Genomic DNA, 23,431 nt, shown 5'->3' on the forward strand with positions numbered 1-23,431 from the left:
TCATGCCCATCGTGCTTCGATCCTTAATGCGTGACCGTATTTTGCATTTGTTGTTACTGCTGGGTGTGATACTGCTGCCGCTGGCAGAGTATCGCTGGTCGCAGCTGCCGGCTTCCGTCGACTGGCAGACCATCATGACGCTGACCGGCCTGCTGATGCTGACGAAAGGGCTGGAGAACAGCGGTTATTTTGACGTACTGGGCGCCCGCCTGATTCAGCGCTTTCAGCATGAACGTGCGCTGGCGCTGTTTATGGTCTGCGCCGCCGCGCTGCTTTCAACCTTTCTGACCAACGATGTCGCGCTATTTATTCTGGTACCGCTGACGCTGACGCTGCGTAAATTTTCACATCTGCCGGTCTCGCGGCTCATTATCTTTGAAGCACTGGCGGTTAACGCCGGATCGCTGCTGACCCCGGTCGGCAATCCGCAAAATATCCTGCTGTGGAGTCACGGCTTGCTGAGCGTGGGCGGATTCATCCTGCAGATGCTGCCGCTGGCAGCCGTGCTGATGATAACGCTGGTCGCGCTGACCTGGTGGAGCTTCCCGGCGCAGCACATAGATAAACACAGTAACGCCGGTGCGCAGCAGTGGAGCCGGCGCCTGTTCAGCGTCAGCCTGCTGCTCTATATCGTATTTATCGTGGCGCTGGAGCTGAAGATAACGGGCTGGGCGCTGCTGCTGGTCGCCGCCTGCTTTTTGATCATGGCGCGAGGGGTGCTGGCCGCCATTGACTGGAGCCTGCTGCTGGTTTTTGTCGCAATGTTTATCGACGTCTTTTTGCTCATGCATCTGCCTGCGCTGCAGCCATGGTTTGCCCGTATCGGACAGCTGGGGGAGGGCGGTATCTATTTACTGGCTATCGGCCTGTCGCAGTTTATCAGTAATGTCCCGGCCACTATCCTGCTGCTGCAAAAAACCGATCCCTCTGTGGTGCTTGCCTGGGCGGTGAATATTGGCGGCTTTGGCCTGCTGCCGGGATCGCTGGCGAACCTGATTGCGCTGCGCATGGCGCAGGATAAAAAAGTCTGGTGGCGTTTTCATCTCTTCTCACTGCCGATGCTGGCGTGGTCAATGCTGTGCGGCTGGCTGCTGCTGCAGTGGCTTCACTGAGTGCGGGCGCTGGCTCTTCAGCGCCTTAGCCACCGCTGTGGCATAACGTGCCGCCCGTCTCTGCTTATGTAAAGTTACACTGGAATTTGTCAATTTATTATCTAATGTTAAGTTGACCGTTTATGCCCGGGGATCGGGCTTTCAGCCAGTGATGACAAATTATGAGCGAAAATCAGCAGCAGGACCCGCAGAAGCCGTCAGATAACGACAACGATCCGCAGCAGGACAACAGCCAGCAGCAGCAACAGGACAAAGATAATCAGGATGACGATCAGCCGCGTAAGCGGCCGGGTAAAAAGCCGCTGATTATTCTCGCGATTGTTGTGGTGATTATGCTGATAGTGGGGTTCTGGTTCTGGTTTACCACCCGCAATATTGAAACCACCGATGACGCCTTTACGGAAGGTAACGCCGTTACCGTGGCACCTAAAGCCTCAGGCTACGTGGTGCAGCTGCTGGTAAAAGATAACCAGCGGGTGAAAAAAGGCGATCTGCTGGTGGTGATCGATCCGCGCGACAGTGCTGCACAGCGCGATCAGGCAAAAGCACAGCTGGGGCTGGCTCAGGCTCAGCTGCATCAGGCGCAGGCGCAGCTGGCGCTGTCGCGCGTGCAGTATCCGGCGCAGCGCGATCAGGCGCTGGCGCAGCAGGCGAGCGCGCAGGCGAACTTACTTAATGCGCAGGCGGATTACCGCCGGCAGCGCGGCGTGGATCCCCGCGCCACGTCTCAGCGTAATATCGATACCGCCGCGGCGCAGCTGCGCTCAGCGGAAGCGCAGCTGCAGAGTGCTAAAGCGCAGGTTGAGGTCGCCTCACAGGTCAAACTGCAGATCCGGCAACAGGAAACAAATGTGGAAGCGCGCCAGCAGCAGGTGGAACAGGCGCAGGCGCAGCTTAATACCGCAGAGCTCAATCTCTCTTACACCGAAGTGCGTGCCCCTTACGACGGTTTTGTCACCAAACGCAACGTGCAGCTCGGTACGCTGGTGCAGGCGGGGTCAGCCCTTTTTTCGCTGGTGTCACCCGACATCTGGATCACCGCTAATTTTAAAGAGTCACAGCTGGCGCGCATGAATCCGGGTGACAAAGTCGAGATCAGCGTGGACGCATGGCCTGATATGAAACTGCACGGCCACGTCGACAGCATCCAGATGGGGTCAGGCTCACGTTTCTCCGCCTTCCCGTCGGAAAACGCTACCGGTAACTATGTGAAAATTGTGCAGCGCGTCCCGGTTAAAATCGTTATCGATAGCGGACTGGATCCTGCTCATCCACTGCCGCTTGGACTCTCGGTAGAGCCTGAGGTGACAGTAGAATGAGTGCAGGCGAGAGCTGGCGCCCGGCCAGCAACCCCTGGCTGGTCGCCATCACGGTTACGCTGGCGGTGTTCATGGAGATCCTGGACACCACCATCGTAAACGTTGCGCTGCCGCATATTGCGGGTTCGCTCTCCTCCAGCTATGACGAATCCACCTGGGTACTCACCTCCTACCTGGTTGCGAATGGCATTGTGCTGCCGATCTCCGCCTTCTTCAGCCGTCTGTTTGGTCGCAAGCAGTTCTTTTTGATCTGTATTGTGATGTTCACTATCTGCTCGTTTCTCTGCGGCATTGCCACCGAGCTGTGGCAAATCATTCTGTTTCGTGTGCTGCAGGGCTTTTTTGGCGGTGGCCTGCAGCCGGTTCAGCAATCGGTACTGCTCGACTACTTCAAGCCTGCCGATCGCGGCAAAGCTTTTGGCCTCTCTTCGATTGCGATTATCGTAGCACCGGTGATTGGCCCGACGCTGGGCGGCTGGATCACCGACAATTACAGCTGGCGCTGGGTCTTCTTTATTAATATTCCGGTAGGGATTTTAACCGTGCTGGCGATTTACCAGCTGCTTGAAGATCCGCCGTGGGAGCGCAAGTGGGATAAAGGCCGGCTGAAAATTGACTATATCGGCATCAGCCTGATCACGCTTGGCCTTGGCTGTCTGCAGGTGTTTCTCGATCGCGGTGAAGATGAAGACTGGTTCGCTTCGCACTTTATTCGTCTGTTCGCCATGCTGGCCGCGGTGGGGCTGGTGGGCGCGGTCTACTGGCTGCTTTATGCGCGTAAGCCGGTCGTGGATATCCGCGTGATGAAAGATCGCAACTTCTGGGTCGCCGGTCTGCTGATGGCCGGTATGGCTATGATCCTCTACGGCAGCTCAGTGGTGCTGCCGCAGCTGGCGCAGCAGGATCTGGGGTATACCGCCACCTGGTCAGGACTGGTGCTGTCGCCCGGAGCCGTATTGATCGTGCTGACCATTCCGCTGGTACTGAAGCTGATGCCAGTTGTGCAGACTCGCTATATTATCGCCTTCGGCTTCAGCTGCCTGGCGCTGGCCTTTTTTTACTCCAGTACGCTGACGCCGGACGTGGATTTTAAAACCCTGGTGATGATGCGCAGCGCGCAATCTATCGGGCTGGGCTTTCTGTTTGTTCCGCTTACCACCATTGCGTTTGTCACCATCCCGCAGAAGCTTAACGCCGATGCGTCCGCGCTGTTTACCATGTTTCGTAACGTGGCCGGCTCTATCGGTATCTCACTGGCAACCGCCGGGATCACCGAGCGTGAACAGGTGCGTTCCGCGCACATGGTGCATAACATGTCGCCGCTGAATGAGCAGTTCAACCTGACACTGCAGCAGTGGGCTCAGGCGATCCGCGATTTTACGCAGGTAGCTGGCGATCCGCTGCAGCTTGCCGCGGGTCAGCTCTATCAGGAGATGATCGCTCAGGCGCGCATTCTGGCCTATATCGACGTGTTTACGGGACTGAGCATCGTCGCCATGATACTGATCCCTCTATGTTGGTTACTTTCGCCGATTAAGAGCGAAGGCAGTGCAGGAGCACACTAAAATGAGAACCTTTTCACGCGTTGCGCTGCCGCTGACGCTGCTGCTGGCGGGTTGTGCCGTCGGCCCCGACTATCAGGCCCCGCGCCCGCAGACGCCCGGCAGCTTTCGCGCACTGTCGTCACAGGAAACCTCTAAGCCACTGGCCGCCGCACCCAACCCGCTCTGGTGGCGCAGCTTTAACGATCCGCAGCTCAATAGCCTGATCGATCGCGCCATCAGCGGTAACCTCTCGCTGCAGCAGGCGGTGTTACGCATCGCCGGTGCGCGGCAGCAGCTGGCGCAGGCGCGCGGGGGGCTGTTTCCCGCGCTGAATGGCTCAGCTAAAGTCACGCGCCAGCAGCTGGGCCTGAAAGGTCTGCTGAAATCCAACGGCGTATACGATCGGGTGGATGATGATATCGCCGGACAGCTGGATGGACTGAACCATTCCGTAACGCTCTATCAGGGCAGCTTTGATGCCAGCTGGGAGCTGGATATCTGGGGCAAGGTACGCCGGCAGATGGAGGCCGCCGATGCGCAGCAGCAGGCGGCTGTCGCACAGCGTGACGACGTGCTGATTTCAGTGGAAGCTGAAGTGGCGCGCGCCTATCTGCAGCTGCGCGGGGCGCAGGCGGTGCTGGCTACGCTGCAGACGCAGATAAAGGTGGCGCAGGAGACCTGGGAGCTGACGCAAAGCCAGCAGCAAAACGGGCTGGCACCGGCGACAAATGTGGAAAATGCCCGGGCGCAGCTCGCCTCGCTTAATGCGCAGCTGCCGCAGTATGAGGCGCAGGCGCGGCAGGCGATGAACGGTCTGGCGGTCCTGCTCGGTAAAACGCCCGGTGCGCTGGATAGTGAGCTGATGACGGCGAAAGCGCTGCCGGCCTTGCCAGGTCTGGTACCGGTAGGGATCCCGGCGACGCTGGCGCGCCGGCGGCCCGATATTCGTCAGGCTGAAGCCACGCTTCACGCGCAGACCGCCAATATTGGCGTCTCGGTTGCCAGCCTCTTCCCGGATCTCTCCCTGACGGGGCAGCTCGGGGTCAGGAACACCGACGCCAGCTACCTTGATGACTGGAGCAGCCACTTTTTCAGCATCGGTCCGTCACTCTCTATTCCGATTTTCCAGGGCGGACGGCTGGTTTCCAGCGTGAAGCTGGCGCGGGCACAGCAGGCCAGCGCCGCGCTGGATTACCGGCAGACAGTGCTGACGGCGCTGCAGGATGTGGAGAATGCGCTGGTCAGCTACCGGGCGGATCAGCAGCAGGTTACCGCGCTGGATGAAACCACCGGCGCACTGCAGCGGACATTCGACCTGGCCAGCGACAGCTATCGACAGGGCCTGACGACCTTTCTTGACGTGCTGGATGCGCAGCGGCAGCTGGCGCAGGCAAAAGCACAGTCGGTTCAGGCGCGTACGCAAAGCGCGCTCGATCTGGTCGCGCTCTATAAAGCGCTGGGCGGCGGCTGGGAAAATTATCAGCAGGTGACTCTGCCGGATTACGCAGTATTTGGTCCGGCCACGCAGGTCAACTGACCCCCGGGTCGTCCCGCCACCGGGACGACCTGATAATTGAAATAAATGTTCCTTTTTATGTAAGGATTAAATTTTGAGCGTATTGTCGCTGACATAAAAAGAGATTCACGCTGAGTTTATGTGATCGGCATCTGATTTCCTGGCATCAGTTATGATGAACATGGCAAAACTAAAATTTCATATTTAATTTTTATGGCAAAAATACTCTATTTTTGATGCATCTTTCAGAAATGGAGTTAGTTATGCCTCGTGAAACCTGGCTTACCCTCAATAAAGCCTCAGGGCCGAACAGTAATACGCGTACTGAACCCTTTGTTAAAGTTATTGCGGCCGTTGCCACCCTCGGCGGACTGCTGTTCGGCTATGACACCGGCGTTATCTCCGGCGCACTGCTATTCATGGGGGATGATATACATCTGACGCCATTAACCACCGGCCTTGTCACCAGCAGCCTGCTGTTTGGTGCGGCATTTGGTGCGCTGATATCGGGGCATTTTGCCGCAGCGGTCGGGCGGAGAAAAATCATTCTGGTACTGGCAACCATTTTTGCGGCCGGCGCGCTGGGCACGGCGCTGGCGCCGGATGCTGAATGGATGATTTTCTTCCGCCTGATCCTCGGGGTCGCCGTCGGCGGCGCGTCTGCCACCGTTCCGGTTTACATTGCGGAGATGGCACCTGCCAATAAACGCGGTCAGCTGGTCACAATGCAGGAGCTGATGATCGTCTCCGGCCAGATGCTGGCTTATATCTCCAATGCCGGGTTTCATGCCGCCTGGGGCGGTGAGAGTACCTGGCGCTGGATGCTGGCGGTGGCGACGCTGCCCGCAGTGCTGCTCTGGTTTGGCATGATGTTTATGCCGGATACGCCGCGCTGGTATGCCATGAAGGGGCGTCTGGCTGAAGCCCGCAGAGTCCTGGAGCGGACCCGCGCACGTGAGGACGTGGAGTGGGAGATGACCGAAATCACTGAGACGCTGGAAGAGGAGCAGCAGCAGCGCCCACGCCTGCGGGAGTTACGCCAGCCCTGGCTGCTGAAGCTCTTTTTCATCGGCACAGGCATAGCCGCTATTCAGCAGCTCACCGGCGTCAACACCATCATGTACTATGCGCCGGTAATGCTGAAAGCAGTCGGTATGGATGATAATGCGGCATTGGTTGCTACTATCGCCAATGGCGTTATCTCAGTGCTGATGACCTTTGCGGGGATCTGGCTGCTTGGGCGTATCGGACGCCGCCCCCTCGCGCTTATCGGACAGATAGGATGTACCGCCTGCCTGGTTCTGATCGGGGCCGTCAGCTACTTCATGCCGGAAATGGTAAACGGTCAGCCTGATATGCTGCGCAGCTATATGGTCCTGCTGGGCATGCTGCTGTTTTTAAGTTTTCAGCAGGGAGCGTTATCGCCGGTTACCTGGCTGCTCTTATCCGAAATTTTTCCGACGCGGCTGCGCGGTATATTTATGGGCGGGGCGGTATTTGCCATGTGGCTGACTAATTTTACTATCTCGTTACTGTTTCCGCTGCTGCTTGCATGGGTGGGGCTGTCAGGTGCCTTTTTTATTTTTGCCGCAGCCGGCTTGTTCGGAACGCTGTTTGTTGTCTGCTGCGTACCGGAAACCCGTAATCGTTCACTGGAGCAGATTGAACATTATCTGCGCGACTGGCTGACGGAAACATCGCCGCGTCAGGTAATGAGGCCATCGGCCCAAAAGGGTAGTTAAAAATAGATTTCCCTGATAAAACCGGCGCAGGCCGGTTTTTCTTTTTAGTCTGTCAGTCAGGCTGAGAGCCACATCATTAAAACGCGCATTAAAAGTGAATAACGGATACATGATTAATTATTTTTACGCTTCGCCTGCAGAATGTCACAAACTAAAATTTTGCTAACTACTTGTTTCGCTCGCGGGATTAGCAAATGAAATCGATATCAATGCAACAGCTGCCGGGAAACCTTATCAGTTTATTAACGCTTAATGTTAACCGGTGAGGGTTATCCTTACTGAACAATAACAATAAGCGAACCTGTTAAGAATAATCCGGTCTGCAAAATTAATTTATTTTTTTATTTGAATTGGGTAATCTTGCCGCTACAGTTTATTTATACCCCTTAAACAAGGACATTGTGATGAGTGACGCATTTAAAGTACTGAACAACATTCGCACATTACGTGCGCAGGCGCGTGAACTGCCACTGAGCGATCTGGAAGAGATTCTGGAAAAATTAACTGTCGTTGTGACTGAGCGTCGTGAAGAAGTTGAAGCCGAAGAAGCGCAAAACCGCGAAAAAGAAGAGAAGCTGTCTAAATATCGCGAAATGTTGCTGGCTGATGGCATCGATCCTAACGAATTACTGGGCGCACTTGAAACCGGTAAAAAACGCGCCAAGCGCGCACCGCGTCCGGCTAAATATACTTATACCGACGAAAACGGTGATGAAAAATCCTGGACCGGTCAGGGCCGCACGCCAGCAGCGATTAAAAAAGCGCTGGATGCCGGCAAGAGCCTGGACAGTTTCCTGATTAAATAAGCGACGCAATCCTTGTATATGGGAGCCGGGGGCATATTGCCCCCGGTTTTTTTTATTGGCTGACGTTTTAATTTGTGTAACAAACTGCGCTAACTGATAACGATGACGTAACGTCGGCAGGCGAGAAGCGTCTGCTGCCGGATGCCGGCAACACTATTTTGCGTCTGCTAACAATCCCTTTGCGTAAAAGCTGCGCCAACGCCAGGCGCAGACTGGCTCATATAGCCCATCTCTGGCATAATGCCCGCTGTTTTTTCATCCACCGTGTAACAAAGGTCAATGCCGTGTTAGTTTCCAGCAATATCACTATGCAGTTCGGCAGCAAGCCGCTGTTTGAAAATATCTCCGTTAAGTTTGGCGGGGGTAACCGTTACGGTTTAATCGGTGCAAACGGCAGCGGTAAATCGACCTTTATGAAAATACTGGGCGGCGATCTGGTGCCTACCAACGGCAATGTCTCACTCGATCCCAACGAGCGTATTGGTAAGCTTCGTCAGGATCAGTTTGCCTTTGAACAATATAGTGTGCTGGATACGGTCATAATGGGGCATCAGGAACTCTGGGCCGTAAAAGAAGAGCGCGATCGTATTTACGCACTGCCAGAAATGAGTGAAGCAGAAGGCTACAAAGTTGCCGATCTCGAAGTCGCCTACGGTGAAATGGATGGATATAGCGCGGAATCCAGGGCCGGTGAGTTATTGCTGGGCGTCGGTATTCCGGTGGAGCAGCATTACGGGCCGATGAGCGAAATCGCACCGGGCTGGAAACTGCGTGTGCTGCTGGCGCAGGCGCTGTTCTCTAATCCCGATATTCTGCTGCTTGATGAGCCGACGAACAACCTGGATATTGATACTATCCGCTGGCTTGAGCAGGTGCTGAACGATCGTAACAGTACCATGATCATCATTTCGCATGACCGTCACTTTTTAAATATGGTCTGCACCCATATGGCGGATCTTGATTATGGTGAGCTGCGCGTTTATCCCGGTAATTATGATGAATATATGACCGCGGCGACGCAGGCGCGCGAACGTCTGCTGGCCGATAACGCGAAAAAGAAAGCGCAGATTGCTGACCTGCAATCTTTTGTCAGCCGCTTCAGTGCTAACGCCTCTAAATCCCGTCAGGCAACATCGCGCGCAAAACAGATTGATAAAATCAAACTGGATGAAGTCAAAGCCTCCAGTCGTCAGAACCCTTATATTCGCTTTGAGCAGGATAAGAAATTATTCCGTAATGCGCTGGAAGTTGAAGCGCTGACGAAAGGATTTGATAACGGCCCGCTCTTTAATAAGCTGAATCTGATGCTGGAAGTGGGCGAGAAGCTGGCAATTCTGGGTGCCAATGGTATCGGTAAATCCACGCTGCTGAAAACGCTGGTGGGCGAATTAACGCCGGACAGCGGCAGCGTTAAATGGTCTGAAAATGCGCGCATCGGCTATTACGCACAGGATCATGCCGAAGATTTTGCCGAAGACGTTAGCGTGTTCGACTGGATGAGCCAGTGGAAGCAGGATGGCGATGATGAACAGGCCGTGCGCAGCGTACTGGGCCGCTTACTGTTCAGCCATGATGACATCAAAAAACCGGCCAAAGTGCTGTCGGGCGGTGAGAAAGGCCGGATGCTGTTTGGCAAGCTGATGATGCAGAAGCCTAACATTCTGATTATGGATGAGCCGACCAACCACCTGGATATGGAATCGATCGAATCACTGAACATGGCGCTGGAGATGTATGAAGGCACGCTGATCTTTGTTTCACATGACCGTGAATTTGTCAGCTCGCTGGCGACGCGCGTGATGGAGATGAAAGGTGAGCGCATCGTTGACTTCACCGGCAACTATGAAGATTACCTGCGCAGTCAGGGCATTTCATAATCCTGCTCATTCTGTCTGCTTAACAGGCCGCCCCACCGGGCGGCCTGTTTGCATTTCAGGGGGAGCCACACACGTCACAGTGTGCGTCCTGCATCACTTTCATGCTGCGAAATTCAGCGCGCATTGCGTCATACATCAGCAGGCGAGAGCGGGCGGGTTCACCAAACGCGGTAAGCAGTTTCAGCGTCTCCATCGCCTGCATCGCGCCGATTACGCCCACCAGCGGGGCCATGACGCCAGCTTCCACGCAGCTCAGCGTCTGTTCGCCAAACAGGCGGCTGATACAGCGGTAACAGGGCTCGCCAGGCTGCCAGGTAAAAACGCTTAGCTGACCTTCCATGCGGATCGCCGCACCGGAAATCAGCGGGACTTTTTGCCGGAAACAGAGGCGGTTCAGCTGCTCACGCGTAGCCACATTATCTGTGCAGTCCAGCACCGCGTCATGCCGCGCAATCAGTGCGCTCAGCGTCGCATCGTCGGCCTGCACGTCACAGGTTTCAATAATGCAGTGCGGATTGATTGCCGCCAGCTGCGCGCGCGCTGATTCTACTTTGGGCTGGCCAATCGTCTCATCACGATGCAGGATCTGCCGCTGCAGATTGCTCAGGCTGACGGTATCAAAATCGAGCAGCGTCAGATACCCCACGCCGGCGGAGGCGAGCCAGGGGGCAGCCGCGCATCCCAGCCCCCCCAGGCCGACGATCAGCACGCGTGACTCAGCGAGCTGCTCCTGTGCGGTAAAGTCGAAGCCGCGCAGGACAATCTGCCGGTTATAGCGCAGCATCTCTTCATGCGTCAGTTCGCGTGACATTACCCCTCCAGCAGGCTGTTAAAGGGCTCAACCTCAACCCATTCACCCGCTTCTGCCGTACCGCGTTCGCGCTCCAGCACAATAAAGCAGTCGGCCAGCGCAAACGAACTGAAAACATGTGAACCCTGTGCACCGGTGGAGCGCACCTCCAGCACACCTTCGCTGCTGCGGCTGAGCACGCCACGCTGAAAATCGAGGCGCCCCGGCGATTTTTTCAGGCGATCCAGCGTTCGCGCACGCTGGCGCAGCGGCATTGCCGGCGTTGTCTGGCCGCTCAGCCTGACCAGCAGCGGCTGCACCAGCTGATAAAAGGTCACGGCGGCGGAGACCGGATTGCCCGGCAGCCCGCAGAACAGGCTATTCGCCAGCTGGCCGAAAGCGAACGGTTTACCTGGCTTGATCGCCAGCTTCCAGAAGCTGACAGATCCGAGTTCGTTGAGGATCTCCCGGGTAAAATCAGCTTCGCCCACGGAGACACCGCCGGTGCTGATGACCACATCAGCCTGGCTGTCTGCTGTGGTAAAGGCGTGACGCAGCGCGGCCGGGTCGTCCGCGATAACGCCGAGGTCGATGACGTCGCAGCCCAGCTTGCTGAGCATCAGAGAGACGGTAAGGCGATTGGTGTCATAAATCTGGCCCTCTGCCAGCGGTTCACCCACCGCCTGCAGCTCATCCCCGGTGGAGAATATCGCCACGCGCAGCCTGCGCCGTACCGTTACCCTGGCAATGCCCAGCGAGGCGAGCAGCGGCAGCTCAGCGGCACCCAGCCGCACCCCCGCTGCCAGAACCTGATGCCCGGCGCGAATATCTTCACCAATACGGCGGATATTCTGGCCTGCGCTTACCGGCGCCGTCATCACAATACCATCCGCGTGCTGCTCCGTTTGCTCCTGCATGACTACCGCGTCGCAGCCTGCCGGTATCGGAGCGCCGGTCATAATACGGATCGCGCTGCCTGCCGGCCATTCACCGTGCCAGGGAGAACCGGCAAAGGCTTTGCCCGCCACGGCAAGCGGCGCGCCAGCGCCGAGATCGCTCAGCCGTACCGCGTAGCCATCCATTGCGGAGTTATCAAATGAGGGGACATCCAGCGGTGAAACCACCGCCTCTGCGGTAATGCGCCCGGCAGCATTAGCCAGGCTAACCTGTTCAGTCCCGCTGACCGGTTGCAGCGGTTGCAGCATCATGTGCTGCGCCTCTTCCAGTGAAATTAAGCCTGCGGTGTTGGGTTCCATATCGCTCCCTGGCGGATAAATGTCAGATGTCACCTATTATGGGTTAAGGCGCTGGCGTAAGGCCAGACCCGTTTGGCGCGGCCGCACAGATCGCGCGGTGAGCCGCCAATGGGGCCTGCCGGCAAAGGAAAAAGATATAAAGCCTGAGAAAAGGTTATGAGGGCTGATGCACTTTCTGCTTTACAAGCTGCCGGGTGCTTCCTATAGTCGAAAATTGTCTGAAAATGATGAAAACCATTCTAAATCAGTGTTTTTTCTGCTGATAATCCTGACAGGTGCAGCTAATGACCAGGGCAGTAATCGCTATCCACGGCGGCGCGGGCGCGCTTTCCCGCAGTACCATGAGCGCGACGCGCGAGCAGCAATACCGGCAGCAGCTGCACGACATTGTCGCAGCGGGGCAGCAGATTCTGGCCGCGGGCGGCAGCGCGCTGGATGCGGTGACTGACGCGGTGCGGCGGCTGGAGGCGTGCCCGCTGTTTAATGCCGGACGGGGCGCGGTGTTCACTCATCAGGGCACACACGAGCTGGACGCCAGCATCATGGATGGCCGCACGCTGCAGGCGGGCGCAGTAGCGGGCGTCAGCCATATTGAACATCCGATCCTCGCCGCGCGTAAAGTGCTGGAGGCGAGTCCCCACGTGCTACTGATCGGCGCCGGCGCAGAAGCCTTTGCCGTGGCGCAGGGGCTGGAACCCGTTGCCGCTGACTTTTTCTCAACGCCAGAACGCCTGGCGCAGCTGCTGCGCGTGCGCGACAGCAACACCACGCAGCTCGATCACGACGCGGCTGCTACGCCGCTGGATGAGGATCGCAAACTCGGCACCGTGGGTGCGGTAGCGCTGGATCTGCACGGCAATCTTGCCGCGGCGACTTCAACCGGTGGCATGACCAACAAGCAGGCTGGCCGCGTGGGCGACTCGCCGCTGATTGGCGCCGGCTGCTATGCCAGCAACGACAGCGTTGCTGTCTCCTGCACCGGTACCGGCGAAGTCTTTATGCGAACGCTGGCCGCTTATGATGTTGCGGCACAGATGAAATATGCAGGACGCTCGCTGCAGCAGGCGACCGCCAGCGTCATCCACGACACTATTACGGAGCTGGAAGGCAGCGGCGGGCTGATTGCGGTTGATGCACAGGGTAACCTTGCACTGCCGTTTAACAGCGAAGGCATGTACCGGGGTTTTGCTTACGTTGAGGGTGCCGTTGAGGTGGCCATTTACCGCGACAGCTAAGGAGCAGGCAGAATGGAACAGCAACAGGTGCTGGCGGTACGCGATCTGTGCGTCACTTTTCAGCATGAAGAGAGTAAAACTGAAGCGGTGCGTCATCTTTCGCTCGATCTGCTGCGGGGAGAAACCCTGGCGCTGGTCGGGGAGTCTGGCTCAGGGAAATCAGTGACGTCACTGGCGCTGATGCGCCTGATTCAGCAGGCGGGCAGCGAGATCAGCGGTGAGATAAAGCTGCGTCGCCGAAACGGGGAGATCCTGGACGTCATGCGCGCGTCGCCCGGTCAGATGCGGCAGGTGCGCGGCGCTGACATGGCGATGATCTTTCAGGAGCCGATGACCTCGCTGAATCCGGTATTTACCGTGGGCGAACAGATTGCTGAGTCAGTACGACTACACCAGAAGATGAGCCATCAGCAGGCGCTCGCTGAAGCGCGGCGCATGCTGGATCTGGTACGCATTCCGGATGCGCACGCTATCCTGTCGCGTTATCCGCATCAGCTCTCTGGCGGGATGCGCCAGCGCGTCATGATTGCGATGGCGCTCTCCTGCCGGCCCGCACTGCTGATTGCCGATGAGCCGACGACGGCGCTGGATGTCACTATTCAGGCGCAGATCCTGCAGCTTATCCGCGTGCTGCAAAAAGAGATGCAGATGGGCGTGATTTTTATCACGCACGATATGGGCGTCGTCGCTGAAATGGCCGATCGCGTGCAGGTCATGTATCGCGGCGATGTTATCGAACAGGCGCCGGTGCAGCAGCTGTTTAACGCGCCGGCTCAGCCTTATACCCGCGCGCTGCTGGCGGCCGTGCCCCGGCTGGGCGCGATGAGCGGGCAGCCACTGCCGGCAAAATTTCCTCTGCTGAGCACCACCGGGCAGGAGGCGCCGGCTCTGCCGCAGGATACCGTGCGTCGCGATCGCCCGCCGGTGCTGCAGGTGCGCGATCTGACAACCCGCTTCGACCTGCGTAGCGGTCTCTTTAACCGGGTTACGCGCCGGGTGCACGCGGTAGAGAAGGTGAGCTTTGATCTCTATGCCGGAGAGACGCTGGCGCTGGTTGGCGAGTCGGGATGCGGTAAATCGACCACCGGTCGTTCACTGCTGCGGCTGGTCGCCAGTCAGGGCGGCAGCATCACCTTTAACGGTCAGCGTATCGACGCGCTGCAGGGGAGCGCGCTGGCGGCGCTGCGGCGCGATATTCAGTTTATTTTTCAGGATCCCTACGCCTCGCTCGATCCGCGCCTCACGGTAGGCTTTTCTGTGATGGAGCCGCTGCTGGTCCATCGCGTGATGAGCCGCGCGCAGGCGGAGAAGCGCGTTGCCTGGCTGCTGGAGCGGGTAGGGCTGCAGCCGGAGCATGCGCAGCGCTACCCGCATGAGTTCTCAGGCGGCCAGCGGCAGCGCATCTGTATTGCGCGAGCGCTGGCGCTGAATCCCAAAGTGGTCATTGCGGATGAGTCCGTGTCAGCGCTGGATGTCTCGGTCCAGGCGCAGATTATCAATCTGATGCTGGATCTGCAGCGGGAAACCGGCATCGCTTTTCTGTTCATTTCGCATGATATGGCGGTGGTGGAGCGTATCAGCCACCGTGTAGCGGTGATGTATCTGGGGCAGATCGTTGAGACAGGACCGCGCCAGGCGGTGTTTGAGCAGCCGCGTCATCCTTATACCCGCAAACTGATGGCGGCCGTACCGGTGGCGGACCCGGCACACCGGCATCGCGAACGGGCGTTAATGGTTGATGAGATCCCCAGCGCCGTACGTCCGCTGGGGGATGAGCCGGACGTCGCGCCGCTGCTGGAGGTGGCGCCAGGACACTTTGTGGCACGCCATGCGATCGGTGGCGCCTGACGAATAACATAGCGTCCTGAACCCAGGACGCAGCACAAGGGACTACAGGAGAAGCACCATCATGCACCAGATTATGCGTAACGGGATTATCACCGCTGGCGTGCTGAGCGCTGCGCTGACGCTGCCCGCCTGGGCGGCAAAAGATGCGGTCATTGCCGTGAGCTCAACCTTTACCACGCTGGATCCTTACGACGCCAACGACACCTTGTCGCAGGCGGTTGCCAAATCTTTCTATCAGGGGCTGTTCAGCTTTGATAAAGAGATGAAGCTGGTAAACGTGCTGGCCGAAAGCTCTCAGGCCAGTGATGACGGGCTCACTTACACCATCAAACTGCGTTCCGGCATTAAATTTCAGGATGGTACCGATTTCAACGCTGAGGCGGTTAAGGTGAACCTCGATCGCGCCAGTAATCCTGATAACCATCTCAAACGCTATAACCTGTTCAAATATATTGCGACCACGGAAGTGGTCGATCCGCTCACGGTAAAAATCACGCTGAAGCAGCCTTTTTCAGCGTTTATCAACAACCTGGCGCATCCGGCGGCGGCGATGATTTCGCCCACCGCGTTGAAAAAGTATGGCAAAGAGATTGGCTTCCATCCGGTCGGCACCGGCCCTTATGTGTTTGAAACCTGGAATCAGACCGATTTTGTCAAAGTGAAAAAGTGGGCGGGATACTGGAAGCCGGGCTATCCGAAACTCGATACCATTACCTGGCGTCCTATCGTGGATAACAACACCCGTGCGGCCATGCTGCAGACCGGCGAGGCGACGTTTGCTTTTCCGGTGCCTTTTGAGCAGGCCAAACGCCTTGAAAGTAACGCTAAGCTGAACGTCATTACCACGCCTTCGATCATGCAGCGTTATATCAGCCTGAACGTCACGCAAAAGCCGTTTGATAACCCGAAAGTGCGTGAGGCGCTGGAATATGCCATTAACCGCGAGGCGCTGGCAAAAGTGGCGTTTGCCGGGTATGCCACGCCCGCTACCGGTATCGTGCCGCCCTCTATCGATTTCGCTCAGCGTTATCCGGCTATCAAATACGATCCGGCTAAAGCGCGGGCGCTGCTGAAAGAAGCGGGCTACGGCAACGGCTTTGAGACCACGCTCTGGTCCTCGCATAACCACAGCACGGCGCAGAAAGTGCTGCAGTTTACCCAGCAGCAGCTGGCGCAGGTGGGCGTGAAGGTGAAAGTCACCGCTATGGATGCCGGACAGCGCGCTGCGGAAGTGGAAAGCAAAGGGCAAAAAGAGAGTGGCGTACGCATGTTTTATACCGGCTGGTCCGCCTCGACCGGTGAGGCCGACTGGGCGCTGACGCCGCTGTTCGCCACGACCTCCTGGCCGCCAGCGATCTTCAATACCGCGTTTTACAGTAATCCGCAGGTGGATAAAGATCTGGCTGATGCATTAAAGACCACCGATCGTGAACGCAAAGCGCAGCTCTATAAAGATGCGCAGGATCGCATCTGGAATGACCATCCGTGGATCCCGCTGGTTGTCGAGCAGCTGCTCTCGGCCAGCAACAAAAACCTGACCGGGTTCTACGTCATGCCGGATACCTCGTTTAATTTCGACGAAGCGGATCTGAAGTAACCAGACTGGCCAGCCGCTCCGGCTGGCCGCTGCTGCGCAGGATGTTGCATGCTCAACTACTTTTTAAAACGCTTGCTGGGACTGATCCCCACGCTGCTGATTGTTGCCGTACTGGTGTTTCTGTTTGTACATCTGCTGCCCGGCGATCCGGCTCGTCTGATTGCCGGCCCCGAAGCGGATGCCTCCGTTGTTGCGCTGGTACGCAGCGAACTCGGGCTGGATCAGCCGCTGATCCAGCAGTTCTGGCATTTTATTTTCAATGCGCTGCAGGGAGAGTTTGGCCAGTCGCTGGTCTCAAAACGCCCGGTGGCGGACGAAATTGCGCAGCGCTTCTACCCGACGCTGTGGCTGACGCTGACCAGTATGGCGTGGTCAGTGCTGCTGGGTATGGCGCTGGGTATTGTCTCTGCCGTGTGGCGCAACCGCTGGCCCGATCGCATCGGCATGACGCTGGCGGTTTCCGGCATCTCGTTCCCGGCCTTTGCGCTGGGTATGCTGCTGATGCAGATCTTTTCGGTGGAGCTGGGCTGGCTGCCCACCGTGGGCGCAGATAGCTGGCAGCACTATATTCTGCCTTCTCTCACGCTGGGCGCTGCCGTTGCCGCGATTATGGCGCGCTTTACCCGCGCCTCATTTATTGAGGTTTTGCAGGAAGATTACATGCGCACCGCCCGGGCTAAAGGCGTGCGCGAATCGCTGGTGGTGGTGAAACATGGGCTGCGCAACGCCCTGATCCCGGTGGTCACGATGATGGGCCTGCAGTTTGGTTTTCTGCTGGGAGGATCGATCGTGGTGGAGGTGGTGTTTAACTGGCCTGGCCTCGGTCGCCTGCTGGTGGACTCCGTGGAGATGCGGGATTACCCGGTGATTCAGGCGGAAGTTCTGCTGTTTTCACTGGAATTTATCCTGATCAATCTGATTGTCGATATGCTTTACGCGGCAATCAATCCGGCTATTCGCTACAAATAAGGAGTCGCGATTGAAAAACTGGCGACGCGATGCGGTGGTGAAACAGCTGCCGCACCTGACGGAAAACCGGGTGCGTACCCCGTGGCGTGAGTTCTGGCGCCGTTTTCGCCAGCAGCATGTGGCGCTGCTGGCGGGCAGCTTTGTCCTGCTGCTGATTGTACTGGCCTTTATTGCGCCGTGGATCGCGCCTTTCGATGCGGAAAACTATTTTGACTACGATCGTCTGAATGAAGGGCCGTCGTGGCTGCACCTGTTTGGCGTGGACTCGCTGGGGCGGGACATTTTCAGCCGGGTGCTGGCAGGCACCCGTATTTCACTGATGGCGGGATTCTTCTCTGTCATTATCGGCGCGTTGATCGGTACGCTGCTGGGTCTGCTGGCGGGGTACTATGAGGGCTGGTGGGATCGGCTGATTATGCGCATCTGCGACGTGCTGTTTGCCTTTCCCGGTATTCTGCTGGCGATAGCGGTCGTCGCCATTATGGGCAGCGGGATGAGCAACGTTATTGTGGCGGTGGCGATTTTCAGCATACCTGCGTTCGCCCGGCTGGTGCGCGGTAACACGCTGGTGCTCAAGCAGCAGACCTATATCGAGTCGGCGCGCAGCATTGGCGCGTCAGATCGCACGATTATTTTCCGGCATATTTTGCCCGGCACGATTTCCTCCATCATGGTCTATTTCACCATGCGTATTGGTACCTCAATTATCACCGCCGCCAGCCTCTCTTTTCTGGGGCTCGGCGCACAGCCGCCTACGCCGGAGTGGGGAGCAATGCTGAATGAAGCGCGAGCGGATATGGTGATGGCGCCTCACGTCGCTATTTTCCCCAGCCTGGCGATTTTCCTGACCGTTCTGGCGTTTAACCTGCTGGGTGACGGCCTGCGCGATGCGCTGGATCCAAAACTGAAAAGCTGAGCAGCGAACCGGCCCGGGCTACTAAAAGTGTCTAATATTAAAGGAGCAGCGATAACGCTTTCACAGATTTTCCCCGGGCCGTTGCGCAGGACGTTGCTCCGCCGGTAAGGATGCTGCCGGCGCAAAGCCGTCCCGGTGGCAGCTCAGGGCGCAAAGGAGAAGAGAGATGGAACCGTTTGATTATCAGCAGGATTATAAAAATCTTGATTTGCGACAGCACCCTGAGCTTTATCGCGTGGGGCGGGGCGAGCAGGGCGTACTGATGGTGGAACCTTACAAAAGCGAAATTTTGCCCTGGTGGCGTTTTCGTACCGTAGAGGTAGCGAAAGAGTCCTCGGAAAAAATTATGCAGCTGTTTGAAGCGTATCGCGAGAAAGATGATTTTGTCGGTATGGATATGGCGCGTAAATTTATTCAGATGGGGTATACGCGCGCCCGGCGCTACAGCAATCATCAGGGGGGACGTAAATATGATGCGGATGGCAAAGAGCTGCCGCGCACGGTAGAAAAAGAGAAGGCCGCAGCGGCGGCCATCTTTAAAGTATGCTGGGATAAATTACGCGCCGACGAAGATTATCTGAAGCGTAAAAAAGCGCACCAGCAGAAATATGGTTAGATGCGGCTGCCCCACAGATCGTATTCGTCCGCGTGCTCCACTTTCACCCGCACCACATCACCTGCTTTTACCTGCCGGTCGCCGTTGAGATAGACGGCACCGTCGATTTCCGGTGCGTCTGCCATGCTGCGTCCGACGGCACCTTCTTCATCCACTTCGTCAATGATGACCAGTATTTCGCGGCCCACTTTCTCCTGCAGGCGTTCGCTGGAGATCTGCTGCTGCAGCTGCATAAAGCGGTCAAAGCGCGCCTGTTTTACCTCTTCCGGAACCGGATCCGGCAGCTGATTGGCGGTGGCGCCTTCTACCGGGCTGTACTGGAAGCAGCCTACGCGATCGAGGCGCGCCTCTTTCAGAAAATCGAGCAGCATCTGGAAATCTTCTTCGGTTTCACCCGGGAAGCCCACGATAAACGTAGAGCGCAGCGTCAGCTCCGGACAGATCTCACGCCAGCGCTTGATGCGCTCCAGCGTACGCTCCACGGCGCCCGGACGCTTCATCAGCTTCAGGATGCGCGGGCTGGCGTGCTGCAGCGGAATGTCGAGGTAGGGCAAAATTTTGCCTTCTGCCATCAGCGGGATGACATCATCCACGTGCGGATAGGGATAAACATAGTGCAGGCGTACCCAGACGCCGAGTTTTGCCAGCTGTTCACACAGGCTCACCATGCTGGTTTTTACCGGCGCACCGTTCCAGAAACCGGTACGATGTTTCACATCCACGCCGTAAGCAGACGTATCCTGCGAGATCACCAGCAGCTCTTTCACGCCTGACTCAGCCAGACGCTTCGCTTCATCCAGCACGCTGCCAATCGGACGACTGTCGAGATCGCCGCGCATGGACGGAATAATACAGAACGTACAGCGGTGGTTGCAGCCTTCCGAGATTTTCAGATAGGCGTAGTGGCGCGGCGTCAGTTTCACGCCCTGCTCAGGCACCAGGCTCAGAAACGGGTTATGAACAGGTTTAGGTACATAGGTATGCACGTGCTCAAGCACCTGCTCATAGCTGTGCGGACCGGTAATCTCCAGCACTTTCGGATGCACTTCGCGGATCTGATCCACTTTGGCACCCAGACAGCCGGTGACGATCACTTTGCCGTTTTCATTCAGCGCTTCACCAATCGCTTCCAGAGATTCCTGAACCGCGCTGTCAATAAATCCGCAGGTATTAACGATAACGATCTCCGCGTCATCGTAGCGTGGTACCACGTCATAGCCTTCAGTACGCAGTTCCGTCAGGATACGTTCTGAGTCAACGAGGTTTTTAGGACAACCGAGTGAGACGAAGCCCACGCGTGGCGGATTAGTGACATGGCTCATAAGGATAAAAATTCATCATAATTAGTATGGACAGGAGCGCGATTGTACAGAGGTTGCAGCGGAAAATGTATAGCTGAAGCAACAATCTGCCTGCCTGCAGAATGTGAATGCAGCGCTATGCTTAGAGTGCACGGCGCAGCCTGACGCCGGGTATTTCAGCCCGCAGCGGGTTGTGCGGTTGCTGCGATTTTGCTTAAATGACGGGTTGTTGAAGGTAACTTATTCTCAACGCTGAAGAATTTAAACGCGTGCGCTGGCAGGCTATGCGATGACAGCGCAGCAGTGCATAGAGTGAGAGCAGACAAATGCAAGAGATCGTCAAAGGTTTTCTGAATTTTCAACAGAACGTATTCCCTGAAAGGAAGGATCTTTTCAAGAGTCTGGCTTCCAACCAGAATCCTAAAGCGCTGTTTATCTCCTGTTCAGACAGCCGTCTGGTGCCGGAGCTGGTCACGCAGCAGGAGCCAGGGCAGCTGTTTGTGATCCGCAACGCCGGCAACATTGTGCCACCGTTTGGCCCGGAGCCAGGCGGCGTCTCTGCCACCATCGAGTATGCGGTACTGGCGCTGGGCGTAACGGAAATCATTATTTGCGGTCACTCCAACTGTGGCGCAATGAACGCGATCGCCTCCAACGCCGATCTGGAAAACATGCCGGCGGTCGATCACTGGCTGCACTACGCTAACGCCGCAAAAGCCGTGGTTGACGAGCGCAACTACGATTCTGTTGAGGTGCGCCTTAATGAGATGGTGAAAGAGAACGTTATAGCGCAGCTGAACAATATCAAAACGCATCCTTCCGTCTCGGTTGCTTTGCGTAAAGGCAAGCTGCGTCTGCACGGCTGGGTTTACGATATCGAAACGGGGAAAATCAACGCCCTGACCAAAGGCGGCGCAGAGTTTATCTGCCTGTCTGACAACCCTGAAACCTGCTTCGAGTAATCTCCTCCAGCCCGGCCTGCGCCGGGCTTAATGTTTTGTAAATTTCCCCCGCTGCTGCGTGCGCGCTGTCTACCCTTAACGGCAGAGCGAATACAGGAGCAACCTATGCATATCTGGCGAGCAGCGCTGATTTCCGGCGCACTAAGCTGTTCTTCTCTGGCGCTGGCTGCGGATGTGGCGGTAGAGGTGCTGCAGGACAACCTCTCTCATCCCTGGTCGGTGGCTTTTTTGCCGGATAACCGCACGCTGCTTATCACCGAGCGCACCGGTCAGCTGCGCAGCTGGCAGCCTGAGGGCGGCCTGTCGAAGCCGATTCAGGGCGTGCCGCAGGTCTGGGCTGAGCGGCAGGGCGGGTTACTGGATGTGGTTCCGGCACCTGATTTCGCGCAAAGCCGCCGCGTATGGCTGAGTTACACCACGGCCGATAGCCGCGGGCGTGCCGGTGGCGTCGTGGGTTACGGTCAGCTGAGCGAGGATATGCAGAAGCTTAACGGGTTTCGCGTGGTGCTGGAGCAGACGCCTAAACTCTCCGGTGGTGCCAATATCGGTACCCGGCTCGCCTTTGACCGGCAGGGCTTTCTCTATGTGGCGTTTGGCGACAATTTTGTCAGCAGCAGCGCCCAGCAGCTGGATAAGCTGTCAGGAAAAATTGTTCGCCTGACGCAGGAGGGCGGCGTACCGCAGGATAATCCGTTTGTTCACACCCAGGGCGCCCGTCCGGAGATCTGGAGCTATGGCGTGCGTAATCCTCAGGGGCTGGCGCTGAATCCCAGGACGGGAGAGATGTGGGAGAGTGAGCACGGGCCGCGCGGCGGCGATGAGGTAAACCGGCTGGAGAAAGGCCACAACTATGGCTGGCCGCTTGCCACGTACGGCATCGATTACAGCGGGCAGCCGGTGCCGGAAGCGAAGGGCACGCAGGTCGCAGGAACCGACCAGCCGCTGTTCTGGTGGAAAGTGTCACCGGCTCTCAGCGGCATGGCGTTCTACACCAGTACGCGCTTTCCGCAGTGGAAAAACGCGCTGTTTATCGGTGCACTGAAAGATAAAAGCCTGATCCGGCTGCGCGTTGAGGGCGATCGGGTCACGGAGGAGGAGCGGCTGCTGAGCGATCGTAATGAACGTATCCGCGATGTGCGTCAGGGGCCGGATGGCTGGCTTTACGTACTGACCGATGAAGCCAGCGGTAAATTGCTCCGGGTAGGCGTGCAGCCGGAGCAGGCTGAAACAGGTAACTAATCAGCGCGCCCAGCGGCAAATCTGCCAGCCGCGCTGCTCCGCCTCATGCTGCAGGCGCGCATCCGGATTGACTGCCCAGGCGTGGTCAGCCCAGGCCAGCAGCGGCAGGTCATTAAACGAGTCGCTGTAGGCCCAGGTGCGTGTGAAACTGAGCGCCTGCTGACGGGCCTGCCAGTCGCGCAGGCGAACCACTTTACCTTCGCGATAGGTTGCGGTGCCGAGCATAGAGCCGCTGTAGCGGGCATCAACAACTTCAGCATGAATGGCCAGCGCACCGTCCACGCCCAGACGTTCAGCGATAGGAATGGCAAGGTGATCGCCACTGGCGGTCACGATCAGCACCTTATCACCACGCTGCTGATGCCACTGAATGCGCTCCCGTGCGGCAGGAAACACACGCGGCAGAATGTCACGGTGGATAAAGCGTCTTATCCAGCCAGCCACGGTCGGCGTGGCCATGCCAGCCAGCGGTGCCAGCGTGGTGTGCATATACTCTTCAATGGGCAGCTCGCCGGCGTAATAACGCTGCATCAGCCTGCGATCCTCATCAATCACTGTTTCAGGCGCAAACCCCTGTGACACCAGCCAGCGCAACCAGAGGCTGGTGCTGTCATCACATATCAGGGTTTCATCAAGATCGAACACGGCAAGATCCATAACGCTCTCCTCAGGCTGACTGATCCCAGCGTAGCGGAATTTTGTGACAGGCTTAGCTTTTCCGGACAAATTCAGAATTGTGCGCAGTTTTATACCACCGCTGACGGCTTACACTGGACCGGACAGGAT

Annotated in this window: 19 protein-coding genes; 15 read left to right on the forward strand and 4 right to left on the reverse strand. The window is 57.2% G+C overall.

What is annotated here, in order from left to right; genetic code table 11:
• Positions 1-2 precede the first annotated feature (2 nt).
• From C1Y41_RS02000 to C1Y41_RS02030, 7 genes are all read left to right on the forward strand, one after another.
• Complete coding sequence (locus tag C1Y41_RS02000) at positions 3-1,112, forward strand: SLC13 family permease (RefSeq protein ID WP_104084700.1); 1,110 nt, start codon at positions 3-5, stop codon at positions 1,110-1,112.
• A gap of 161 nt (positions 1,113-1,273) precedes the next feature.
• Entirely contained in the window at positions 1,274-2,431 is a 1,158-nt protein-coding gene (locus C1Y41_RS02005) for an HlyD family secretion protein (protein WP_104084701.1), read from the forward strand.
• Entirely contained in the window at positions 2,428-3,996 is a 1,569-nt protein-coding gene (locus C1Y41_RS02010; RefSeq protein ID WP_071669025.1) for a DHA2 family efflux MFS transporter permease subunit, read from the forward strand. Before C1Y41_RS02005 ends, C1Y41_RS02010 begins: the two co-directional genes overlap by 4 nt.
• Position 3,997: 1 nt before the next feature.
• On the forward strand, positions 3,998-5,512 hold the full coding sequence (locus C1Y41_RS02015; RefSeq protein WP_104084702.1) for an efflux transporter outer membrane subunit: 1,515 nt from the start codon (positions 3,998-4,000) through the stop codon (positions 5,510-5,512).
• A gap of 242 nt (positions 5,513-5,754) precedes the next feature.
• Positions 5,755-7,233: a sugar porter family MFS transporter gene (locus C1Y41_RS02020; RefSeq protein ID WP_104084703.1), complete on the forward strand. Its 1,479-nt coding sequence runs from the start codon at positions 5,755-5,757 to the stop codon at positions 7,231-7,233.
• Positions 7,234-7,637: 404 nt separating this feature from the next.
• Positions 7,638-8,039, forward strand: a complete 402-nt coding sequence (locus tag C1Y41_RS02025) for an H-NS family nucleoid-associated regulatory protein (protein WP_039383432.1) — start codon at positions 7,638-7,640, stop codon at positions 8,037-8,039.
• A 284-nt stretch (positions 8,040-8,323) separates the two neighbouring features.
• Positions 8,324-9,916 carry an ABC-F family ATPase gene (locus tag C1Y41_RS02030; protein ID WP_104084704.1) on the forward strand — a complete coding sequence of 531 codons (1,593 nt, stop codon included), beginning with the start codon at positions 8,324-8,326 and terminating at the stop codon, positions 9,914-9,916.
• A 55-nt stretch (positions 9,917-9,971) separates the two neighbouring features.
• Here the strand turns inward: C1Y41_RS02030 and moeB are convergent, their stop codons facing one another.
• Both moeB and moeA read right to left on the reverse strand, forming a co-directional pair.
• Entirely contained in the window at positions 9,972-10,727 is a 756-nt protein-coding gene (gene moeB, locus C1Y41_RS02035) for a molybdopterin-synthase adenylyltransferase MoeB (protein ID WP_039383436.1), read from the reverse strand.
• Positions 10,727-11,962 (reverse strand): molybdopterin molybdotransferase MoeA, encoded by a 1,236-nt coding sequence (gene moeA, locus C1Y41_RS02040; RefSeq protein ID WP_071669027.1) that lies wholly within the window; start codon positions 11,960-11,962, stop codon positions 10,727-10,729. The genes moeB and moeA overlap by 1 nt, the downstream gene beginning before the upstream one ends.
• A gap of 284 nt (positions 11,963-12,246) precedes the next feature.
• Here moeA and C1Y41_RS02045 point away from each other — a divergent pair, with 284 nt between their 5' ends.
• The 6 genes from C1Y41_RS02045 (at position 12,247) to C1Y41_RS02070 (ending at position 19,143) form a co-directional block, all read left to right on the forward strand.
• Positions 12,247-13,197: an isoaspartyl peptidase/L-asparaginase family protein gene (locus tag C1Y41_RS02045; protein WP_104084705.1), complete on the forward strand. Its 951-nt coding sequence runs from the start codon at positions 12,247-12,249 to the stop codon at positions 13,195-13,197.
• A 12-nt stretch (positions 13,198-13,209) separates the two neighbouring features.
• Positions 13,210-15,045, forward strand: coding sequence for a dipeptide ABC transporter ATP-binding protein (locus C1Y41_RS02050; protein WP_094111988.1), 1,836 nt, complete (start codon positions 13,210-13,212; stop codon positions 15,043-15,045).
• Positions 15,046-15,106: 61 nt separating this feature from the next.
• On the forward strand, positions 15,107-16,642 hold the full coding sequence (gene gsiB / locus C1Y41_RS02055; protein ID WP_094111989.1) for a glutathione ABC transporter substrate-binding protein GsiB: 1,536 nt from the start codon (positions 15,107-15,109) through the stop codon (positions 16,640-16,642).
• Positions 16,643-16,690: 48 nt separating this feature from the next.
• Positions 16,691-17,611, forward strand: coding sequence for a glutathione ABC transporter permease GsiC (gsiC, locus tag C1Y41_RS02060; RefSeq protein ID WP_039383449.1), 921 nt, complete (start codon positions 16,691-16,693; stop codon positions 17,609-17,611).
• A 10-nt stretch (positions 17,612-17,621) separates the two neighbouring features.
• The gene (gene gsiD, locus C1Y41_RS02065; protein WP_039383451.1) at positions 17,622-18,527 is read left to right on the forward strand and encodes a glutathione ABC transporter permease GsiD; all 906 of its coding nucleotides are present in this window, start codon (positions 17,622-17,624) and stop codon (positions 18,525-18,527) included.
• A gap of 166 nt (positions 18,528-18,693) precedes the next feature.
• Positions 18,694-19,143, forward strand: a complete 450-nt coding sequence (locus tag C1Y41_RS02070; RefSeq protein ID WP_039383453.1) for a DUF4385 domain-containing protein — start codon at positions 18,694-18,696, stop codon at positions 19,141-19,143.
• Here C1Y41_RS02070 and rimO read toward each other — a convergent pair.
• Positions 19,140-20,465, reverse strand: coding sequence for a 30S ribosomal protein S12 methylthiotransferase RimO (gene rimO / locus C1Y41_RS02075; RefSeq protein WP_065649744.1), 1,326 nt, complete (start codon positions 20,463-20,465; stop codon positions 19,140-19,142). The two genes, C1Y41_RS02070 and rimO, sit on opposite strands and share 4 nt — an antisense overlap.
• 305 nt (positions 20,466-20,770) lie before the next feature.
• On the opposite strand from rimO, the gene C1Y41_RS02080 reads away from it, so the two are divergent.
• Positions 20,771-21,406, forward strand: coding sequence for a carbonic anhydrase (locus C1Y41_RS02080; RefSeq protein ID WP_039383457.1), 636 nt, complete (start codon positions 20,771-20,773; stop codon positions 21,404-21,406).
• Positions 21,407-21,511: 105 nt separating this feature from the next.
• Positions 21,512-22,645 carry a PQQ-dependent sugar dehydrogenase gene (locus C1Y41_RS02085; RefSeq protein WP_104084706.1) on the forward strand — a complete coding sequence of 378 codons (1,134 nt, stop codon included), beginning with the start codon at positions 21,512-21,514 and terminating at the stop codon, positions 22,643-22,645.
• Here the strand turns inward: C1Y41_RS02085 and C1Y41_RS02090 are convergent, their stop codons facing one another.
• Complete coding sequence (locus C1Y41_RS02090) at positions 22,646-23,302, reverse strand: HAD family phosphatase (RefSeq protein ID WP_039383460.1); 657 nt, start codon at positions 23,300-23,302, stop codon at positions 22,646-22,648.
• Between the last annotated feature and the right edge of the window lie 129 nt (positions 23,303-23,431).

Origin of the sequence: Pantoea sp. ICBG 1758 (assembly GCF_002928325.1) — a bacterium.
GTDB classification, from domain to species: Bacteria; Pseudomonadota; Gammaproteobacteria; order Enterobacterales; family Enterobacteriaceae; genus Pantoea; species Pantoea eucrina.